This is a genomic window from uncultured Marinobacter sp., from assembly GCF_913055835.1.
Lineage (GTDB): Bacteria > Pseudomonadota > Gammaproteobacteria > Pseudomonadales > Oleiphilaceae > Marinobacter.
Genome location: NZ_CAJXKQ010000020.1, coordinates 22,965 through 40,018, shown reverse-complemented (window position 1 = coordinate 40,018; position 17,054 = coordinate 22,965). Strand labels below are relative to the sequence as shown.

General features: G+C 56.3%; 16 protein-coding genes and 1 tRNA gene. 16 read left to right on the top strand and 1 reads right to left on the bottom strand.

All coding sequences use genetic code 11. The features are described 5' to 3' along the window. Position 1 precedes the first annotated feature (1 nt). From flgK to secF, 8 genes are all read left to right on the top strand, one after another. A complete protein-coding gene (gene flgK, locus QZ534_RS11975; RefSeq protein ID WP_296934706.1) occupies positions 2-2,065 on the top strand; it encodes a flagellar hook-associated protein FlgK in 2,064 nt (687 codons plus the stop codon). 18 nt (positions 2,066-2,083) lie between these two features. Then, the gene (flgL, locus tag QZ534_RS11970) at positions 2,084-3,301 is read left to right on the top strand and encodes a flagellar hook-associated protein FlgL (protein WP_296934705.1); all 1,218 of its coding nucleotides are present in this window, start codon (positions 2,084-2,086) and stop codon (positions 3,299-3,301) included. Positions 3,302-3,383: 82 nt separating this feature from the next. After that, positions 3,384-3,470: transfer RNA gene (locus QZ534_RS11965), tRNA-Leu, on the top strand. A 35-nt stretch (positions 3,471-3,505) separates the two neighbouring features. Then, positions 3,506-4,609: a tRNA preQ1(34) S-adenosylmethionine ribosyltransferase-isomerase QueA gene (queA, locus tag QZ534_RS11960; protein WP_296934704.1), complete on the top strand. Its 1,104-nt coding sequence runs from the start codon at positions 3,506-3,508 to the stop codon at positions 4,607-4,609. 14 nt (positions 4,610-4,623) lie between these two features. Next, positions 4,624-5,745 (top strand): tRNA guanosine(34) transglycosylase Tgt, encoded by a 1,122-nt coding sequence (tgt, locus tag QZ534_RS11955; RefSeq protein ID WP_296934743.1) that lies wholly within the window; start codon positions 4,624-4,626, stop codon positions 5,743-5,745. 86 nt (positions 5,746-5,831) lie between these two features. Beyond that, on the top strand, positions 5,832-6,137 hold the full coding sequence (gene yajC, locus QZ534_RS11950) for a preprotein translocase subunit YajC (protein WP_228739403.1): 306 nt from the start codon (positions 5,832-5,834) through the stop codon (positions 6,135-6,137). A gap of 94 nt (positions 6,138-6,231) precedes the next feature. Further along, positions 6,232-8,106 (top strand): protein translocase subunit SecD, encoded by a 1,875-nt coding sequence (secD, locus tag QZ534_RS11945; protein WP_296934703.1) that lies wholly within the window; start codon positions 6,232-6,234, stop codon positions 8,104-8,106. Beyond that, positions 8,099-9,052, top strand: coding sequence for a protein translocase subunit SecF (secF, locus tag QZ534_RS11940; RefSeq protein WP_296934702.1), 954 nt, complete (start codon positions 8,099-8,101; stop codon positions 9,050-9,052). Before secD ends, secF begins: the two co-directional genes overlap by 8 nt. An 84-nt stretch (positions 9,053-9,136) precedes the next feature. Here secF and QZ534_RS11935 read toward each other — a convergent pair whose 3' ends face one another. Continuing rightward, on the bottom strand, positions 9,137-9,937 hold the full coding sequence (locus tag QZ534_RS11935; protein ID WP_296934701.1) for an inositol monophosphatase family protein: 801 nt from the start codon (positions 9,935-9,937) through the stop codon (positions 9,137-9,139). 183 nt (positions 9,938-10,120) lie between these two features. Here QZ534_RS11935 and trmJ point away from each other — a divergent pair, with 183 nt between their 5' ends. The 8 genes from trmJ to QZ534_RS11895 all read left to right on the top strand — a co-directional run bounded on the left by trmJ (position 10,121) and on the right by QZ534_RS11895 (position 17,033). Next, the gene (trmJ, locus tag QZ534_RS11930; protein ID WP_296934700.1) at positions 10,121-10,984 is read left to right on the top strand and encodes a tRNA (cytosine(32)/uridine(32)-2'-O)-methyltransferase TrmJ; all 864 of its coding nucleotides are present in this window, start codon (positions 10,121-10,123) and stop codon (positions 10,982-10,984) included. Beyond that, entirely contained in the window at positions 10,977-11,750 is a 774-nt protein-coding gene (gene cysE / locus QZ534_RS11925) for a serine O-acetyltransferase (RefSeq protein WP_064228158.1), read from the top strand. Before trmJ ends, cysE begins: the two co-directional genes overlap by 8 nt. A gap of 78 nt (positions 11,751-11,828) precedes the next feature. Further along, positions 11,829-12,326 carry a Fe-S cluster assembly transcriptional regulator IscR gene (gene iscR, locus QZ534_RS11920; RefSeq protein WP_296934699.1) on the top strand — a complete coding sequence of 166 codons (498 nt, stop codon included), beginning with the start codon at positions 11,829-11,831 and terminating at the stop codon, positions 12,324-12,326. A gap of 22 nt (positions 12,327-12,348) precedes the next feature. Next, entirely contained in the window at positions 12,349-13,497 is a 1,149-nt protein-coding gene (locus tag QZ534_RS11915; protein WP_296934698.1) for an IscS subfamily cysteine desulfurase, read from the top strand. Between the two features lie 68 nt (positions 13,498-13,565). Then, positions 13,566-13,994 (top strand): nucleoside-diphosphate kinase, encoded by a 429-nt coding sequence (gene ndk / locus QZ534_RS11910; protein WP_069184985.1) that lies wholly within the window; start codon positions 13,566-13,568, stop codon positions 13,992-13,994. A 63-nt stretch (positions 13,995-14,057) separates the two neighbouring features. Beyond that, positions 14,058-15,170, top strand: coding sequence for a 23S rRNA (adenine(2503)-C(2))-methyltransferase RlmN (gene rlmN, locus QZ534_RS11905; RefSeq protein ID WP_296934697.1), 1,113 nt, complete (start codon positions 14,058-14,060; stop codon positions 15,168-15,170). 86 nt (positions 15,171-15,256) lie between these two features. Next, positions 15,257-16,018, top strand: coding sequence for a type IV pilus biogenesis/stability protein PilW (pilW, locus tag QZ534_RS11900; RefSeq protein ID WP_296934696.1), 762 nt, complete (start codon positions 15,257-15,259; stop codon positions 16,016-16,018). After that, a complete protein-coding gene (locus QZ534_RS11895; protein WP_296934695.1) occupies positions 16,008-17,033 on the top strand; it encodes a RodZ domain-containing protein in 1,026 nt (341 codons plus the stop codon). The genes pilW and QZ534_RS11895 overlap by 11 nt, the downstream gene beginning before the upstream one ends. Positions 17,034-17,054: the final 21 nt, after the last annotated feature.

The following is a 17,054-nucleotide window of genomic DNA, read 5'->3' as shown; positions in this document are numbered from 1 at the left end:
TATGGCAGGGCTAATAGGTATTGGTCTGACCGGCATCCTCAGTCATCAGGCAGCGCTGAACACGACCGGCAACAATATAACCAACGCCAACACACCGGGTTACAGTCGCCAGGAAGTACTGTTTGAAACCCAGGAAGGCCAGCGCACCGGCGCGGGCACCATTGGCAGCGGCGTGAACGTTGCTGACATTCGCCGTCTGGCCAATGAATACCTGGTTCAGCAAGTGCGTGAGGACAGTACGCTTTATGGCGAACAGCAAGCCCTCAACTCGGAGCTCTCCAGGCTGGATAACCTGCTGGGAGGCGAAACCACGGGCCTCAGCAATGCCCTGAACAACTTTTTCGCCAGCCTTCAGAACGCCGCCGAAGATCCGACGTCTCTGCCTCAGCGCCAGCTGGTTTTGAGCGAGGCACAGCAGGTTGTTAACCGGTTCCAGGCCCTGAATCAGGAGTTCATCCAGCAGCGGGAGTCCATCAAGACCCAGATGCAGCAGGGTGTGAAAGATGCCAATACGCTGCTGAAGAGCATTGCAGAACTGAACCTGGCAATTTCGGAATCACCGGGCATTGCCCAGGGGCAAATGCCAAACGAGTTGCTGGACAAGCGCGACGAGAAACTGCGCCAGCTTTCGGAGCTGGTGAGTATCAAGGTCACGCCGACTGACGGCAGCCAGGTTAACGTTTCCCTGTCGAACGGTCTTTCCCTGGTGGTTGGCAGCAATGCATCGACCCTGGGTACCCGTGAGAACGCCGAGGATCCGACTCGTCTAGAATTCACCCTGAGCAACGGTGGGCGCACGCTCAATATTGATGAGCAGATTACCGGCGGCAAGCTGGGCGGGCTTCTGCGTTTCGATACCGAAGGCCTGAAGCCGGCCTTCGATGAGCTTGGCAGAATTGCCATTGCGCTGTCCGACACCATGAACCACCAGCATGAAATCGGGATGGATCTGGAAGGCGAGCTCGGTGGTCTGTTCTTCACCGATATCAATTCGCTTGAGGCGCAACGGAGCCGGGTGGTTCCCAATGGCAATAACGCGCCGGCCACCACCGGCCAATTGGCCGTGGAAATAACGGACAGCTCGGCTCTTCCTGCAGGACGCTGGACCCTCCAGTTCAGTGGCGACGGGCGGAGCTACGAATTGATTGACCAGGCAACTGGGAAAACCGTGAACCAGGGGCGTTTGCCGGACCCTGCCCAGTCTGAGATAAGTATGCCCGGCTTCAATATCCGGGTTGAAGGCGGCACCTTCAATGCCGGTGATAAATACCTGATTCAGCCCAGCCGGAATGCGGCGGAGAGCATTGGCCTTGTCGTTAGCCGTGAAGAAGATCTGGCTTTTGCTAGCCCAATCCGCGCGAGCGCCGGTGACGATAACATTGGCACGGCTGAGATTGATCAGGGCACTATGCTAGATGTCAGAAATCCGTTTACCAATTCGTTGTTGCCTGGTTTTCAATCTTCCGGGACGTTGGCAAATGGCCCGCTCACTGTGTCATTCGAACCGGGCGGTTCAACAGGAATTTTGTATTCGGTGACGGACAATTCGGCGCCGCCCAACAATGTGGTGGCCAGTGGTGAATACGATCCGCAAAGAATTAATAATCTATTCGAAGAAGACCCTGCTGCGGCAGGTTCAGATTATCAAGGTTTTCAGTTCCGGATGACTGGTAAGCCGGCAGTCGCCAATGCTGCCACCGGATTCGAAGGTGACAAATTCACCATTGAATTCAATTCCAATGGCGTTTCTGATAACCGAAATGCGGAACTTCTTGCCGCCTTTGGAACAGCAAATACGCTTAATGGCGGCAGTCAGAGCTTTGCAGAAGGCTATGCGGGGCTGGTTGAAGACATCGGTGTCAAAACACGCCAGAGTCAACTGGATGTGGATGCCGGCAAGACCCTTCTGGAACAGTCGACCAATCAGCGGGAATCGGTATCCGGCGTCAACCTGGATGAAGAAGCCGGCCGCCTGATCCAGTATCAGGCCGCATACAATGCCTCGGCCCAGGTGATGTCGGTGGCTCAGGACCTGTTCAACACCCTGTTGCAGAGTTTCCGGTAATGGTTGAGGTGATGTGACATGATCAGAATTTCATCACAGCAGATTTTCTCAGGCGGTATCAATCGGCTCCAGGAGCTAAATACCAACCTGAACAATACCCAGCAGCAGATCTCCACTGGCAAGCGGGTGAACAAACCATCGGACGATCCGGTTGCTGCGGCGCGGATTTTGAAACTGGACCAGGAGCTGTCGCGGGTTGAAACCTATCAGCGCAATGTCGATCTGGCGGACAATCGTCTGAAGCAGGAAGAGAGTGCTCTGGAAAGCTCAATCGATGTGATTCAGCGGATCCGCGAGTTAACTGTTCAGGCGGGTAACGGATCGCTGTCGGCCAACGACCGGCGCTCGATTTCTTCCGAGCTGGAAGAGCGTCTGGGGCAGCTGGCGAATATTGCCAATACACGGGATGCGTCTGGCGAGTATATATTTAGCGGGTTCCAGGGCTCCGTAAAGGCGTTTGAGCAAGACGAGTTTGGGAGCTGGACCTATCAGGGCGACGAAGGTCAACGGGGGCTTGAAATCGATGACGGCGTGACCGTTCCTATCAGCGACAATGGCAAAGATATCTTTGTTAGGATCCCGGCTGCTGCAGTTGGAGAGAAGGCCGTTGGGACTAGCGCGGATGCCCGAATTTCCGGTGTGGAAGTAGTGAGTGATGCTGATCTTACCGCGGCCTATTCAGGGGGATTTCCGGATGATATCTCGATCCAGATTGACGCGAGCGGGAATTTAATAGCAACAGACAGCCAAGGAGGTAATCCTCCCGTCGTCCCGGGAAGTTATCAAAGTGGTGAGCCGTTTGTGGTTGCCGGTGTAGAGGCAACGATCACTGATGCCGTACCCGGCGATGCATTTACACTAAAGATCAACGAAAAGCAGTCAGTGTTCGGCACCATCGAAAACCTGATTGCCGGCCTGAACAGCATCGACAAGAGCAGTCCCGGCGGCCAGGCCGAGTACGATGACCTGATTGCCAATTCCCTGATCAACCTGGATAACGCCCAGGAGAGCATTATCCTCAAACAGACCGAACTGGGTGGCCGGATGAACGCGGTCGAATCGACCAAGACCTTCCTTGAGGATTCTTCGGTCTACACCAATGAAATCCGCTCCCAGTTACAGGATGTGGACTACGCAGAAGCGATCAGCAATCTGAGTTTCCAGAGCTTTGTGCTGCAGGCCGCTCAGCAGTCATTTGCGCAGGTTTCGCAACTGTCCTTGTTCGACAGATTGTAAATATCTGAACCAGCGGGCAGTTGTGTCCGCTGGCTTATTGCTTTCGCGATTTAGCTCAGTATAATCCCCAACACTCTCCGATGGCGGCGTGGTGAAATTGGTAGACACGACGGATTCAAAATCCGTTGGGGTAAAACCCGTGGCGGTTCGAGTCCGCCCGCCGCTACCATCTTCTTTCCTTCGGCGTCGTTAACAGTCCATTCCATGAATGTCTCCGATTTTCATTTTGATCTGCCGGACGAACTGATCGCCCGCTATCCGCTCAAAGATCGCAGCGCATCCCGGCTGCTTTGCCTGGACGGTCTTTCCGGCAAGCTGGACCACCGCATTTTCAGTGAACTTCCTGACCTTCTCCAGCCCGGCGACCTGCTGGTGTTTAATAACACCCGGGTGATTCCTGCTCGCCTTTTTGGCAAAAAGGAGACCGGTGGCCAGGTTGAGATTCTTGTTGAGCGGGTAACCGGGGAACATGAAATCATCGCACATGTCCGTGCTTCCAAGGCGTTGAAGGAGGGGCAGACGGTAATTCTGGAAGATGGCACCTCTTTGAGAATGTCGGGCCGGGATGAGGCGCTATTTCATCTGGTCTGTGAATCTGACGAACCCGTGCTCGACGTTCTTGAACGCATTGGTCATATGCCGCTGCCGCCTTATGTTGACCGGCCGGACGAATCCACTGATCGGGAACGTTACCAGACCGTCTATGCCCGCGAGGCAGGTGCCGTTGCTGCGCCGACGGCGGGGCTGCACTTCGATGAAAGTCTGCTGCAGAAGCTGGCCGCGTGTGGAATCGAAAGTACCTTTGTAACGTTGCACGTGGGTGCCGGCACCTTTCAGCCGGTTCGGGTGGACAAGATCGAAGATCACACCATGCACAGCGAGGTGGTGAACGTTCCCCAGGACGCCGTTGACGCGATCGAGCAGACCCGCGCACGGGGAGGGCGTGTGGTTGCCGTTGGTACCACATCGGTTCGATCCCTTGAGTCTGCCAGCCGTGGCGGCCGCCTCAGGGCATTCACCGGCGAGACCGATATCTTCATTTACCCGGGGTACCGCTTCCAGACCGTTGATGCCCTGATTACGAACTTCCATTTGCCGGAATCCACCCTGATCATGCTGGTCAGTGCGTTCGCCGGCTATGACAATGTTATGGCGGCCTATCGGGAAGCGGTGAAAGAACGCTACCGCTTTTTCAGTTACGGCGACGCCATGTTTATTACCGGGCAGGAGCCCAGCCGTGGCATGTTGTTGGGGGCAGCCGTGGAATCCAATGAATCCGGTACCGATAACGCCGGGGAGGCCTTGTGACACAAACCTGTTTCATGTCGTTTGAAAAGCTGGGAGAGGATGGGCGCGCCCGTCGTGGCCGGCTGACGTTCCCCCGGGGCACCGTTGAAACGCCCGCCTTCATGCCGGTTGGTACGTACGGCACTGTTAAGGGTATGTTGCCCCGCGATATCCATGAGATTGGCGCAGAAATCATTCTGGGTAATACCTTTCACCTGATGCTCCGACCGGGCACCGAGGTAGTCAAGGCTCACGGCGATCTTCATGATTTTACCCAGTGGCAGGGGCCGATACTGACCGATTCCGGTGGCTTCCAGGTGTTCAGCCTGGGCGAAATGCGCAAGATTACCGAGGACGGCGTTACCTTCCGCTCACCGGTAGACGGCTCGCCAGTTGAGTTGTCCCCGGAGATCGCCATCCAGGTCCAGCGGGATCTGGGGTCAGACATTGTCATGATCTTTGACGAATGCACGCCTTACCCTGCCACCGAGCGCCAGGCAAAAGATTCCATGGAGTTGTCGCTGCGTTGGGCGCAACGGAGCAAGGATGCCCACGAAGGCAATCCCGCGGCATTGTTTGGCATTGTCCAGGGAGGCATGTACGAGACTTTGCGGGACCAGTCCCTGGAAGGGCTTACAGATATTGGCTTTGATGGCTATGCCATTGGTGGCCTTTCGGTTGGCGAGCCCAAGGAAGATATGATCCGGATTCTGGATCATTTGCCTCCTAAGATGCCGGAGGACAAGCCGCGGTACCTGATGGGGGTGGGGCGCCCGGAAGATATTGTTGAGGCCGTTCGGCGCGGTGTGGATATGTTCGACTGCGTGATGCCGACCCGCAATGCCAGAAACGGTTACCTGTTCACTTCGACCGGTATTGTAAAAATTCGCAATGCGCGGCACCGTCACGACACCGCCCCGCTGGATGAGCGTTGCGATTGTTATACCTGCAAGAATTTTTCGAGAAGTTATCTGCATCATCTGGATAAGTGTGGAGAAATGCTGGGTTCACAGCTGAATACCATTCACAACCTCCGGTTCTACCAGAACCTGATGGCTGGATTGCGTGGGGCCATTGAAGCAGGTACATTGTCGGACTTTGTAACCGACTTCTATGCCCTGCGCGGAGAGACCGTTCCGCCCCTGGGCAATGTTTGATCTATTCGCTAAACCAACGGAGATATTCAATGAAATCTATTAAAATGCTCGTTGCCGGCCTTTTGGCTCTGATGCCTGCTCTGGCCATGGCACAGGATCCGGGTGCTCAGGGAATGGGTGTTATGGGCCAGGTAATCTTTTTTGCAGGCTTCATCCTGATTTTCTATTTCCTGATCTGGCGCCCGCAGTCCAAGCGTGCGAAAGAGCACAAAGCCCTGATGTCCGGCCTGAACAAGGGTGACGAAGTTGTCACTTCCGGTGGCGTTGCCGGCAAGATCACCAAGGTAACCGACGATTTTATCGTTGTGGAAGTTGCCGATAACGTAGAGATCAAGGTCCAGAAAGTAGCCGTGGCAGCAGCTCTGCCGAAGGGCACGCTCAAGGACATCTGAGCGGGGCCATTTAGCCGGCCATCCCTGGTGGCCGGTCTGAATCTTCCTGGCTGAAACACCAAGGCCGGCCACCAGGCCGGCTACAAGGGATCCCATGCTGAACAAGTATCCGCTTTGGAAAAACCTGGTTATCCTGGTCGCGCTCGTGATCGGGTTTATCTACGCTTTGCCCAACCTCTTCCCCGACGATTACGCGATCCAGATCACTGGCGCCCGCAGCAGCACCGAGGTTAATGCCGGTGTGCTCGACAGGGCGGTGGATGTTCTGGAGCGCCGCGGTATCGAGGTGAAAAGCAGTACTCTTCAGGATCGGGATGCTCTGATCCGTCTCACCAACTCAGAAGACCAATTGCAGGCTCGTCCCCTGGTGCAGGCTGCCCTTGGCAGCGAATACCTGGTGGCGCTGAACATGGCGGCCTCCACGCCGGAATGGCTGAAAAGTCTCGGTGCCGGCCCGATGAAGTTGGGCCTGGACCTTCGCGGCGGTGTTCACTTCCTGCTGGAAGTCGACATGGAAACGGCAGTCAGCCAGCGTCTGGAAGCCATGTCCGGCCAGATCAAGCGTGAACTGCGGGAAGAGCGGATCCGTTACCGTGGCGGGGATGTACAGGAAAATCGGGAGATCGTTCTCAGCTTCAGGGATGAAGAGTCCCGTACCGAAGCCTTCAATATGGTCCGTGACCAGTACAACGAATTCCTTCTCGATGAACAGACCGAAGGTGATGAGTTTCTCCTGGTGCTGACTCTTTCAGAAGCAGAAGTGTCCGCAATTCAGGATTACGCGCTTGAGCAAAACCTGACAACCATCCGTAACCGGGTAAATGAGCTGGGCGTTGCAGAGCCCCTGGTTCAACAGCAGGGTGCCGATCGCATTATCGTTGAGTTGCCGGGTGTGCAGGACACCGCACAGGCCAAGCGTGTTCTTGGCGCCACCGCAAACCTTGAGTTCCGTATGGAGGCGCGTCAGGACGCCCCGAGTAGCGAAACCGAGGAATTCAGTTTCCGGGATCAGCCCCAGCGTACCGCGCGCCTTGAGCAGGAGGTGATTGCTACCGGTAACAACGTGGCCAATGCCCAGCAGGCTTTTGATGAGAACGGCCAGCCCCAGGTGAACATCACCATGGACTCTGTTGGTGGCGACCTGATGAATCGGGCAACCCGAAATGCCATTGGTCGCAGGATGGCGGTGCTCTTTATTGAGTACCGCACGGAAACCGAAACCAGAATGGTGGATGGTGAGCCCCAGGAAGTCGAGAACCGCGTTGTGGAGAAAGGCATTATCAGCCTTGCCACCGTGCAGTCCGCTTTGGGTAGCAGCTTCCGCATTACCGGGCTTGATTCCATCCCGGAGGCCGCAGAGCTCGCACTGCTGCTGCGTGCTGGCGCGCTGGCGGCTCCGATGTACTTCGTTCAGGAGCGGACCATCGGGCCTAGCCTTGGTCAGAAGAATATTGATGCCGGCATGATGTCGGTAGCGCTTGGCTTCGGCCTGGTGCTCTTGTATATGCTTGTTTATTACCGTGGGTTCGGCGTTGTGGCAAACATTGCCCTGACCCTGAACCTGATGCTGCTGGTAGCCTGCATGTCGATCCTGTCGGCGACACTGACCTTGCCGGGTATTGCCGGTATCGTCTTGACGGTGGGTATGGCTGTGGATGCCAACGTGCTTATCTTTGAGCGTATCAAGGAAGAGCTTAAAGCCGGTGTGCCGCCCCAGACGGCCATCAACTCTGGCTATTCCCGGGCTTTCGTTTCCATCTTTGATGCCAATATCACTACCTTGCTGGTTGCCGTGATTCTGTTTGCCATGGGTTCCGGCCCGGTGAAAGGCTTTGCGGTAACACTGTGCATCGGGATCCTGACGTCGATGTTCTCTGGCCTGATGGTCAGCCGGAGCATCGTTAACATTGTTTACGGCGGCCGCAGGGTCGAGAAGCTGTCGATCGGAGGAAAGCTCGCCAATGTCTGAAGATCAGAAGCAACCGTTTGATTTCATGGGGTTGCGGAAGATTGCTTCCGTAATTTCTATTTCGCTGATCGTTGTATCCATTGCGCTACTGGCTACCCGTGGCCTGAATCTGGGTATGGACTTCACCGGCGGTACCTCTGTTGAATTCGAATACGCAGAGGCGCCGCAGCTTGACGAAATTCGTTCCAGGCTTGATGCCGCCGGTTATGAGCAGTTCTCCGTCCAGAACTTTGGGGCTGACACTACGGTGCTGGTGCGGATGGCCGAGGCCGACAATGACCAACTGGCCCCGGAAGTCACCCGAACCCTGAAAGAGGGTGGTGCAGAGCTAGAGCTGATCAGTTCCGAGTTCGTCGGCTCCCAGGTTGGGGAAGAACTCAAGGAAGACAGTGGATTGGGCCTGCTGATTGCGCTGGCAGTTGTGCTCATCTACGTGGGTATGCGCTTCCAGTTCAAGTTCGGTATTGCCTCGGTGGTGCCCCTGGCTCACGATGTGATTATCGTTCTGGGTGTCTTTGCCCTGTTCCAGTGGACCTTCGATCTTACGGTTCTGGCGGCTCTGCTTGCCGTTATCGGCTACTCGCTGAACGACACCATCGTTGTTGCTGACCGTATTCGTGAAAATTTCCGCAAGATGAGAGTGGGTGAGCCCTGGGACATTATCAACGAGTCGATTCACCAGACCATCGCTCGGACCATCAATACATCCGGTACAACGCTCGTAGTGCTTTTCGCCCTGTATTTCCTGGGTGGTGAGGCGATTAACAACTTCGCCCTGGCCCTGATTATAGGTGTGATTGTCGGTACCTACTCATCCATCTACGTGTCCGCGAATCTTCTGATGGTTATGGGTGTATCCCGTGACGATCTGATTGTTCCGCCGAAGGAAGGCGCGGAAAATCCGGATGAGGAAGAGCAACCGCCTGAATGGCTGAACAGGATGTAACCGGCCCGGTTCATCAGATTCAGGCACAAAAAAAACCGCCACATGACGTTGGCGGTTTTCTTATGCTCGCAAGAACTGACAGCCTCAGCGGGGCAGGCGGCCCCGGAACGGGTGCAGTACTTTCAAAACTTCACGGAACAGTTTCGGGTTTGCCACTACCAGTTGGCGGGCGTTACCGGTCGAGGGGTTACCGGAGAAGTCACCTGTCAGTGCGCCGGATTCCATGGCCAGTGTGACGCCCAGATCCAGATCGGTGGCTTCCGGCCGGAAGATGATCGCCGCGTCCATCAGGCCCGCGGAAACCCGAGCAATGTCCAGTACCACGCAGCCAGATGTGCGGAACATGCCGGAATCCCGCGCCAGTACAGCGGCCATTTCGCCCCAGAGCATCGGATCCTCGCTCTTGCGGGCCTGGTCCAGCAGGTTGGTGGCGATGGCGGCTTTCTCGGGCAGCTTGATTTCCGAAGCCCGAACCCGGCGGCTGTTCAGGGCGGCACCGTGGCCACGGCTGGCGGAGTATTCCTCGCCGGTAACCGGGTTCACCAGTAGCAGGTTCTCGGTACGGTTATTCTTCTTCTGGGACAGTGCCAGAGCAAACTCCGGAATGCCCCGAAGGAAATTCTCACGGCCCAGGACTGGAAAAATATGCCAGCTTTTTTCGCTGGTTCCGGCATTCGCTTCGTTCAAGGGCGCGATGCTGTGGTCCTTGTAGGCCTTTTCGAGCTGTTCGGCAAAGTTATCGTAGATAGACTGCTCAACCCGCTCCAGCTGACGACGGCGTTCGGAGTCGTCCTTGCCGGTGGGTTCCTGGCGCTCGAAATGGGCTTTCAGATAATCGGACCCCTGACGCGCGACGCGCAGGGCCATTTTAATAGCTGGTTGCATCTGAGTGTTCGTTATCCGGGTGTGTGAAGGCCGGGTATCATAGCAAAAGATCACCCCGCTTGTATGTTTTTTGACTCCGCAATAGCACGGATAACCAGAGGTTACGGGTTCTCCGGAGGGGCAGGGGGCCGGTGCTTTCTGTTATCATTGCCGCCCTGATCAATAACCTTGGGCCTGCTAACAATGCACAAAAGCGCACTTCCACAGGAAGGGACGGAAACATTTCAGGATCAGATCCGGATTGTCCTGGTAGAAACATCCCATTCAGGCAACATCGGCGCCGTCGCCCGTGCCATGAAAAACATGGGGCTGGGTAATCTGTGGCTGGTCAATCCCTGTTCTTTTCCGGATGAAGCTTCCTATGCGCGCGCGGCCGGTGCTTCGGATGTGCTTGATAACGCCCAGGTTGTTTCTTCCCTGGATGATGCCCTGGCCGATTGCGTGCTGGTGATGGGTACAAGTGCCCGTGGACGCAAGGTGCCCTGGCCGGTCTGCGCGCCCCCAGAGGCGGCAGCCGCTGCAGCAGGGCATGCCGAAAGCGGCCCGGTTGCCATGGTGTTCGGACGGGAGAATCATGGTCTGAGTAACGACGAGCTGCAACGCTGCCACTACCACATTCATATTCCGTCCAACCCGGATTACAGCTCCCTCAATCTGGCCATGGCGGTACAGGTGATGTGTTATGAACTGCGCATGTTTTATCTGCGAAGCCTTGAAGGCGGTGAGGGAAGCCCATACCTAAAGTCGATGACCAGACCCGGGGATGAAGGTTGGGATGTGCCGCCCGCCAAAGTTCAGGATGTGGAGGGCTTTTTCGGGCACCTGGAGCAGGTGCTGATCGATGTGGATTTCCATCGACGGGAGAACCCCAGGCAGCTGATGACGCGCTTGCGGCGACTGTTCCAGCGCGCCAGACTGGATCAGATGGAAATCAACATTCTCAGGGGTATTCTCACTGCTGTTCAGAAGGCAGCAGGCACGCGGAATAACAGCAAATCAACCGAGGCCGGAACTGCGGCGACGGAACAGGATAATGGCCATGTTTGAGCGTTTGCGGGAAGACATTAATAGCGTGTTCCACCGGGATCCCGCCGCGAGGAACACCTTTGAGGTTCTGACTAACTACCCGGGCTTGCACGCACTGCTTTTCCATCGGTTTTCCCATTGGTTGTGGAGTCTCGGTCTGAAATGGCTTGCTCGCACCATTTCCACCATTGCCCGTTGGCTGACTGGCATCGAGATCCATCCGGGCGCGACGATTGGTCGCCGGTTCTTCATTGACCACGGCATGGGCGTGGTCATTGGCGAGACTACGGTGATCGGCGACGACGTGACCCTTTATCAGGGCGTTACGCTGGGTGGAACCAGCTGGAACAAGGGCAAGCGCCATCCCACGATTGGTAACAGTGTCGTGGTTGGTGCCGGCGCAAAGATTCTGGGGCCGTTTGAGGTGGGCGAAGGGGCCAAGATCGGCTCCAATTCCGTGGTGACCAAGGAAGTGCCCGCGGGCGCGACGGTGGTTGGCATTCCCGGCAGGGTGATCGTCAAACGCAAAGGCGAAGATGATGCGCGCCGCAAGGAGATGGAAGAGCGCATGGGCTTCGACGCCTATGGTGTGACCGAGGAAATGCCAGACCCGGTTGCCCGGGCCATGCGCTCACTGCTTGACCACATGCATGCGGTGGATGACCGTATCGAGAACATGTGCAAGGCGTTGCGCAAGGTGAACAGCGAGTACCAGAATGGCGAGCTGCCACCGTTGCAGGAAGAGGACTTTGATTGCGTCCGCGATGACGATGAGGTGCGGCGCTGAATACTTGACTGAAATGGTTGGTCAATTCATACTCTCAGCTGCGTTTTTGAGATTCAATCCCGTCATGGGGCTGACACTATGAAGTTGACCACCAAAGGCCGCTATGCCGTAACGGCAATGCTCGATCTGGCTCTGCATGGAGACCAGGGGCCGGTGAGTCTCGCCGATATTTCGGCCCGTCAGGAAATCTCACTGTCCTACCTGGAACAGCTTTTCTCCCGTCTCCGCCGCCAGAAGCTGGTCATCAGTATTCGTGGCCCCGGTGGAGGCTACAGGCTCAGTCGTCCGGCGGCTGAGCTTTACATCGCTGAAGTTGTCGATGCCGTCAGCGAATCGCTGGACACTACCCGGTGTGGCAACAAAGGTGATTGCCAGAATGGCGAGAAATGCCTGACCCACCATCTCTGGTCTGATCTCAGTGATCAGATTCATCAGTTTCTCAGCGAGATCAGCCTCGGAGATCTGATGAAGAAGCATGAAATTCGCCAGGTTGCGGACCGGCAGAATCGCCGCCAGTCTGACAACGGCTCTGAAACCATCAATACCGAACGCCTGTCCGATCAGGCGCCGGCCTGACACCAAAAAGTTTCCGGAATCCATGAAAAAGCCCGTTTATATGGACTACGCGGCCACCACGCCCGTTGATCCAGCTGTCGCCGATGAAATGATGAAGTACCTAACGCTGGATGGTGTATTCGGTAATCCTGCGTCCCGCACCCACGCCTACGGCTGGCAGGCGGAAGCTGCTGTTGAAGCTGCACGTAAGCAGGTTGCCGGGCTGATTCACGCCGACCCTCGTGAAATCGTCTGGACTTCGGGAGCGACAGAGTCGGATAACCTGGCTATCAAGGGTGCGGTTGCCGGTCGCCAGAATGCCCATATTGTTACCTCGAAGATTGAACATAAGGCAGTTGTGGATACCTGCAAGTGGCTGGAGCGTCAGGGGACCGAAGTGACCTGGCTGGATCCCGCCGCCGACGGCCAAATAACTTGTGATCAGGTTTTGGGTGCGCTCAAGGATAATACGGTGCTCGTCAGCCTGATGCTGGTGAATAATGAGCTGGGTACCGTCACGGATGTCGCTGCCATTGGTGCCGAATTGCGTGAGCGGGGAATTCTGTTCCATGTTGACGCTGCCCAGGCGGCCGGCAAGATGGCGGTGGATGTAACATCCATGCCGGTGGACCTTCTGGCGCTTTCCGGGCACAAGGTTTACGGGCCGAAAGGCGTCGGGGCACTCTTCGTGAGGCGGTCTCCGGACGTTCGAATTGAAGCCCAGATTCACGGTGGCGGGCATGAGCGGGGGATGCGTTCCGGAACCCTGCCGACCCACCAGATTGTGGGAATGGGAAAGGCATTCTCCATTGCCCAGGCCGGGCTCGAGGAAGAAATCGCTAAACTGGAGGCGCTAAGGAAAGCCTTCCTGGCCGGGCTTCAATCTCTTGAGGGTGTAACCCTCAATGGCAGCGAAAGCAGCTGCGTTCCCGGCATCGTGAACCTGTCCTTTGAAGGCGTTGATGCTGAGTCCCTGATGCTGGGCCTGAGGGATCTGGCTGTCTCCTCCGGCTCGGCCTGCGCTTCGGCTACAGTAGAGCCTTCTTATGTTCTCCGTGGCATTGGGCTGAGTGATGAGCAGGCCCATCGTGCGCTTCGTTTTTCCCTCGGCCGTTTCACGACTGAAGAGGAAGTGGCCTTTGCCAGTTCGCAAATAGTTGATGTTGTTAGCCGCCTCCGCGCAGTGCGGTAGGAAGTTTGCCCCGGACTGCGTATAATCGCAGGCCAGAATTTTTACCATCCACAAACTGGAGAAAGACCATGGCAACTGAGCGCACGCTCTCGATTATCAAGCCCGACGCGGTAGCAAAGAACGTGATCGGTGAAATCTACAGCCGCTTCGAGAAAGCTGGCCTGAACATCGTTGCTGCCAAAATGATGCACCTTACCCAGGAGCAGGCAGAAGGCTTCTACGCTGAGCACAAAGAGCGTCCGTTCTTCAACGATCTGGTTGCTTTCATGACTTCCGGTCCGGTGGTTGTGCAGGTTCTGGAAGGCGAGGGCGCCATCCTGAAGAACCGTGATCTGATGGGCGCGACCAACCCGAAGGAAGCCGATGCCGGCACTATCCGTGCCGATTTCGCATCTTCCATCGACGCGAACGCCGTCCACGGCTCTGATTCCGCGGCTTCTGCCGAGCGCGAAATCGCATATTTCTTCAATGACAACGAGATCTGCCCGCGGGGCTGATGGCGTTGATCGGGGGCGATCGTTCGATCGCCTCCGAATTGGTTATCTGATCGAGGTTATGAAATGACAGCGGCCGCTGAAAAAACCAATCTGCTGGGGATGCCGAAAGCAAAGCTCGAAGCTTTCTTTGAATCCCTGGGGGAGAAGCGTTTTCGTGCCACCCAGGTTTTGCAGTGGATCCATCAGCGTGGCGCTGATGACTTCGATCAAATGACCAATATGAGCAAGGCGCTGCGGGAAAAGCTGAAGCAGGTTGCCGAGATTCGTGGTCCTGAGGTGGTTTACGACGAAACGTCCAAAGACGGCACCCGTAAATGGGTGATGCGCATGGATAACGGCAACAGCGTTGAGACTGTGCTGATTCCGGACGGGGAGCGCGGAACGCTCTGCGTTTCCTCGCAGATCGGTTGCAGCCTGGACTGCACCTTTTGTTCTACCGGCAAGCGCGGATTCAACCGCAATCTTACCGCGGCGGAAGTCATCGGCCAGGTGTGGGTTGCGCGCAAGGCATTCATGCCCTTTGAGCCGGGCCCGGATCGGCCTATTACCAATGTGGTCATGATGGGCATGGGCGAGCCCCTGCTCAATTTCGATAATGTCGTGGATGCCATGAACCTCATGATGGAGGATCTGGCCTACGGCATCTCCAAGCGTCGGGTTACCCTCAGCACGTCGGGTGTTGTGCCTGCTCTGGACCGCCTGTCGGAAGTTACCGATGTTTCACTGGCCATTTCCCTGCATGCCCCGAATGATGAACTTCGTAACAAACTGGTTCCGTTGAATAAAAAGTACCCGATTGCCGAGTTGCTGGCCGCGACCAAGCGCTACTTCGCCCGGTTGCCGGATAAGCGCAAGGCAACAATCGAGTACACCGTGATTGAGGGGATGAACGATCAGCCGGAACATGCCCGCGAGCTTGCAGTGCTCCTGCGGGATCTGCCGTGCAAGATCAACCTGATTCCCTTCAACCCGTTTCCGGAGAGTGACTTCCGGAGGCCAAGTATGAATGCGACCCGTCGGTTCCAGGCGGTTCTGAACGAGGCCGGCTACATAACGACCATCAGAACTACCCGGGGTGACGACATTGATGCTGCTTGTGGTCAGCTGGTAGGTCGGGTTGAAGACAGAACCCGTCGGAGCCAGAGGTATATTCAGGTTCAGCAGGTGAATCCCTGAACCAGGAACGTCTTGCAGCCCAATCGAGGAAGGGGATACCCGTGATAACAGCACCAGCAAACCGACGCTTTTTTACGTTAGCCGCTATGCTGCTGACTCTGCTGGTTACAGGTTGCGTTACCACCACCGACAGTCGGTTTTCACGGGAAGCAGATAAGCAGGAAGCGCTGGATAACTATGTAAAACTGGCCACTGCCTATATCGGGCAGGGTAACCTTGAACGTGCGCGTCATCACCTCGACAGGGCGTTGAAGCTGGATTCAGACGACCCCGGTGCCAGGGCTGCCATGGGCCTTGTCTATAACGCAGAGGGTGAGCCCGAGCTGGCCGAGCGTAATTTCAAGCAGGCCATTTCCGAGGACCCGGGCTATACGAGGGCGCGAGTCTATTATGGGGCCTTCCTGTTCGGGCAAAATCGGATGGAAGATGCCCGCGACCAGTTTCGTGCGGCCTCCCGGGATACAGGTTATGAGGATCGTGGTTCGGTGTTCTTTAACCTGGGCATGACTCAGGAACGGCTTGGCGAGCTGGAGGCTGCAGCAACATCCTATCGCCGGGCGGTGGAACTGACACGGGGCGATGCCCGATCCTTGCTGGCGCTTTCCAGGGTGTCCGTTGAATCTGGCAATTACGACGATGCAGCCCGTTATTATTCGCGCCTGATTTCAATGATGCAGAGGAATCAGCGCCTGGTTCACTCACCGGAGAGTCTTCTTACCGGCATCCGCATTGCCCGCTATTACAGTGATGAAGATCAGGAAGCGAGCCTTGCACTTCAGCTCAGAAACAAATTTCCGGAGTCAGTCGAATACCAACAATATAAGGTGCTGATTTCTAATGGCAACTGAAGAAAATCCACAGCCAGCGATGAAAGAGCCCGTAGGGCAGCAGCTTCAGAAAGCACGTGAAAAAGCCGGTTTGAGTACTGGAGATGTCGCCGCAGCGCAACATTTGCGCCCCTCGGTGATTCAGGCGATTGAGTCTGGAGATTACAGCCAGATTGATAGTGAACTCTTTCTGAAAGGGTATGTCAGGGCTTATGCAAAACAGGTTGAGCTGGATGCGGATGCGGTAATTGCCGATCTGGATCAGGAGCTTGAGCCCATCCGGCAACAGCGCGAACAGGAGCAGGCAGCGAATCCTCTGGTGGATATCGAGCGTCGCAGGCGTAGGAAGCGGCAGCTCGCGAAAGCTCTGTTCTTTCTTGTCGTTCTGGGCATTGCCGGTTATCTGGCGCTTACCTTCCTGGCTCCTGAACAGGATTCCGCACCCTCGGAGGCGGTAACAGAGCCCGAGGCGGTGTCTGAAGACCAGGGCGCCACTGAGGAATTGGCGGCGTTGGCGGAGCCCGAGCGTTCGGAGGTTGAGACCGTAGCAACCGTTGCAGAGCCTGAGCCTGCGGTAGTGGAATCTGAGTCCGAGGCTACAGAGCAGCAGGAGCAGCCGACAGAACCGGTTGAACCGGATGTTGGCGAAGCTCAGGCTCCGACAGACACGGCAGCGGTTGAAGAAACCCGCCCGGAGCCCACCGAGCCGGCAGCCGACCAGATTCCGGCGGTTGTCCAGACGCCCGAGCCGGTGCTTGAAAATCCAAACGGACTGGCTGAAGTGGCGGACACCGGGCGGCTGGAGATTCGCTTCAGCGACGATTGTTGGGTTCAGGTCAGTGATGCTGCCGGTAACCGGTTGGTGAATTCACTTCAGCGTGATGGAGACCAGATCGATGTTTCCGGACGAGCTCCGCTGCGGGTTGTCATTGGCGCGGTAGATGCGGTTGAATCCATCCGTTTCCAGGGTGAGCCTGTGGATATCGGCGGCTATCGGGTTGTCAACAACCGGTCAGAATTTACCCTGACAATCTGAAATTTGATCAAATTTTCTATA